Raw genomic sequence first — 2023 nt, 5'->3', positions numbered from 1 at the left:
TCGGAGATGTGTATAAGAGAGAACCCATCCTCCCCTCCCCCCCCCCGCGGCCTAGGCGGGCTCGAACTGCCACCACTGCTGCGACTGGAAGTTCTTCTCCCACAACTGGGCCACCGCGCCGTCGACCTGCGCGGGATCGCGGTCCACCACCGTGCGGAAGTCGTTCAGGAACCGCAGGTTGTAGATGGCCAGGTCGTCCGGCAGCAACCGCCACTGCTGCTGCGACTCCCCGTTGCACCGCCACAGCTGGAGGCGGGTCCCGTTCGCCCCGCCGGTGGTGGTGTCGGCGTCCAGGCACATCCCCGGGAACCGCTCGTTCCTCAGCTGCCCACCCTCGGCGACCCACACCTGTTGCGGCTGCCCGTTGCACCGCCACACCTGCACGCGCGTGCCGTTCTCACCGTTGTTGGAGTCGGCGTCCAGGCACTGGGTGCGGTCGCCGTGCAGGCTGCGGATCCTGGTCCGCACGGCATCGGACCGCTGGGCGCCACCGTCCCCGGCGACGGCCGGGCGCGGCGGGAGCAGCGCCGACGGCTCCCCGGCGCTCGCACCCGGCACGAAGGCCAGCGCGAGGCCCAGGGCCAGCAGTCCGACGATCGTCTTCTTCATGGTTCCCCCTGTGTTCACGCGGTCCGCGCACCCCTGGTCCGCGAACCGCCGCTGACGACCACACCGTGCCGACTCGATCGTGTGAATCCTCGGTGGTTCCCTCAAAAACGCCGGTGGGAGCAGGTATCCAGGTGACAGGGGAACAACGCCGGTGCCGTGGGGGGAACCGTGGTGGAGATCCGCTTGCTGGGTGAGGTGGTCCTGCTCGCGCGGGGTCGCCCGGTCGACCTGGGCCCGCCCAGGCAGCGGTGCGTGTGGGCGGCGCTCGCGGTGGACGCGGGACGCGTGGTGCCGGTCGAGCGCCTGGTCCGGCGGGTCTGGGGCGAGGACCCGCCGCTGCGCGCCCGGGCCACGCTGCTGACCTACCTCTCACGCCTGCGGCAGGCCGCGGCCGGGGCGGTGCCCCTGACGCGCCGCTCGGGCGGCTACGTGCTCCAGGTCGACGAGGCGGCGGTCGACCTGCACCGGTTCCGCGCCCTGCGCGCCCACGCGTCCGCCGAGCGGTGGGCGCGGGCGCTGGAGCTGTGGCGCGGCGACCCGCTGACCGGCGTTCCCGGGGACTGGGCCGACGCCGAACGCGACCGGCTGCGGCAGGAACACCTGGCCGCGCAACACGAACTGGTCGACGCCGAGCTGCGCGCGGGCAGGGGGGAGGGGCTGGTGGCCGAGCTGTCCGCGCGGGCCGCCGAGCACCCGCTGGACGAGCGGGTCGCGGGCCAGTACCTGCTGGCGCTGCACCGCGCCGGGCGCACCGCGGACGCCCTGGCGCACTACCGCCTGGTCCGGGACCGGCTGGTGGACCAACTGGGCACCGAACCGGGCGCGCCACTGCGGGAACTGCACGGCCGCATCCTCGACGCCGACCCCGCGCTCACCGCGCCGGCCGGGACCGCGCCCGACGCACCGGGCTGGACCGCGCCTGCCAGGTCTTCGCCCGCCGCGCCGACCACACCCGCGGCGCCGGCCGGATCCTCGCCCACCGCGCCGGTGGAACTCCTGCCGACCGCGCCGGTCGGACCCCCGCTCGCGCCGCACCACCCCCTCGCCGGCCGGCTGTTCACCACCCCGTGCGACATCCACCCCGTGGACACCGCGAGGGCCGTGCGCGGCTTCCTCGACGCCCTCGGCGCCGACCCACCTCGGCCGCCCGTCACCACCCGCACCCGGGCGGCCCCGTTCCGCGGCCCGGTCGCCGATTCCCACCGCGCCGTCCTCCTCCCGGCCGGCTCGGGCCGTGCCGGGCCCTGCCGTCGCGGGACCCGCTGCGCCCGACCCCCGCCGCGGTGCACCCCCCGCCGCGTGGCGGTCAGCCGGTTACGTGAGCTCCCAGGGCGCGCAACAGCACCTCGGTCAACCGGTCGAGGTGGTCCGCGCCCGCCTCGACGCGGCGCACCGACAGCCGCCAGTACAGCGG

2 protein-coding genes are annotated in these 2023 nt (G+C 75.6%); one reads left to right on the top strand and one right to left on the bottom strand.

Annotated elements, in window-relative coordinates:
• Positions 1–51 precede the first annotated feature (51 nt).
• Positions 52–609 carry an RICIN domain-containing protein gene (locus ACFV4N_RS43215; RefSeq protein WP_499678503.1) on the bottom strand — a complete coding sequence of 186 codons (558 nt, stop codon included), beginning with the start codon at positions 607–609 and terminating at the stop codon, positions 52–54.
• A 171-nt stretch (positions 610–780) separates the two neighbouring features.
• Between ACFV4N_RS43215 and ACFV4N_RS43210 the strand changes: the two genes are divergently transcribed.
• A partial coding sequence (locus ACFV4N_RS43210; protein WP_499678502.1) for an AfsR/SARP family transcriptional regulator occupies positions 781–2023 on the top strand: 1243 nt, incomplete at its 3' end.

The sequence above is a fragment of the Actinosynnema sp. NPDC059797 genome (assembly GCF_042732085.1).
Taxonomy (GTDB): Bacteria; Actinomycetota; Actinomycetes; order Mycobacteriales; family Pseudonocardiaceae; genus Actinosynnema.
This window is presented reverse-complemented; position numbering and strand designations above follow the sequence as displayed.

Excerpts from the sequence above, each read along its gene's own strand:
- ACFV4N_RS43215 (WP_499678503.1), bottom strand. The coding sequence starts at position 609 with ATGAAGAAGACGATCGTCGGACTGCTGGCCCTGGGCCTCGCGCTGGCC.